This is a genomic window from Ruminococcus sp. XPD3002, from assembly GCA_900119535.1.
GTDB classification, from domain to species: Bacteria; Bacillota; Clostridia; order Oscillospirales; family Ruminococcaceae; genus Ruminococcus; species Ruminococcus flavefaciens_H.
Genome location: FPJT01000017.1, coordinates 1 through 1,360, shown reverse-complemented (window position 1 = coordinate 1,360; position 1,360 = coordinate 1). Strand labels below are relative to the sequence as shown.

Below are 1,360 nucleotides of genomic sequence, written 5' to 3'. Positions count from 1 at the left end.
TCGTTGGCGATGTTGCAACAGGCACTGCTACATGGGATATAGCTGATAAGGTACCTGCTAAGGCAGGCGAAAAGGTCGATGTACAGATCAAGGTTGTTGGCGACAGCGATCTTGGAGTATCAGGAGCACAGTTCAAGATCAAGCCTGATACAGCTACATTTGACAGCGCTAAGGGCCCATCTGTTTACTCAGTAACAGTTGAAGGCAACAAGGCTACAAGCGAAGTTGCATTCGGTAACGGCTCAGGCGAGGTTTATACTGCTAAGGACGGAGATGCAGTAGTAACAATTACTCTCGATGTTCCTGCCGGTACACCTGCTGGCGAGTATCCTGTAGACTGGGTTAAGGATGCATTCCTCCAGATCACAGGCGCTAACGGTGCTGATGTTACAGATAAGGTAACACTTACAGGCGGTTCTATCATCATCGAAGATCCTAATGTAACAACAACTGCACCTTCTACAGATACAACTCCTGTTGATACAACAGCTGTAACACCTGGTACAGACACAACACCTGTTGATACAACAGCTGTAACACCTGGTACAGATACAACTCCTGTTGATACAACAGCTGTAACACCTGGTACAGAAACAACACCTGTTGATACAACAGTTGTAACACCTGGTACAGATACAACTCCTGTACAGACAGATGAGCAGGGCAATCCTGTAACAACACCTGCTGGTACAGATACAACTCCTGTACAGACAGATGAGCAGGGTAATCCTGTAACTACACCTGTTGGTACAGATACAACTCCTGTTAATCCTACAACTGCTCAGGGCGGCGATGTTACCGCTACAACAAGCGTTGCAGGAACAGGTCAGAGCGGTCAGACAGTAACAGTTCCTGCTGGTGCTATCGTATGGCAGCTCAACAATACAAAGGCTAAGCCGGGCGAGACTGTAACACTCACAATGAGCGTTAAGGATCCTAACGGTACAAAACTCCCTGTCGGCGGTGCTCAGTTCGTACTGACTCCTAATGGCGCATCACTCGTTGGTGCAGACGGTAAGCCTTACACTAACGACCTTGAGGTCAACACAAATACAAACGAATTCGCATTCGGTGCATTCGATGGTACAGCAGACGTTCTTAACGACGGCGATCAGATACTCACAGTATCTTACAAGGTACCTGATAATGCTAAGCTCGGTGATATAATTCCTATCAACTTCAGCGGCCTTACAGTTGTTGATGAGAAGGGTAACGACATCACAAAGAGCGTTGTAACAATCGACGGTTATATCGAGATCGTTGATAATACAACAACAGCACCTGTACAGACAGATGAGAACGGCAATCCTGTAACTTCACCTGCCGGCACAGACACAACTCCTGTACAGACAGATGAGCA

The 1,360-nt window shown here is 47.1% G+C and carries 1 protein-coding gene; it reads left to right on the top strand.

Going from position 1 to position 1,360, the window contains the following annotated elements:
* Positions 1-1,360 (top strand): cohesin domain-containing protein (locus BT127_RS16915; protein WP_350339288.1); only part of this gene is annotated, 1,360 nt, incomplete at both ends.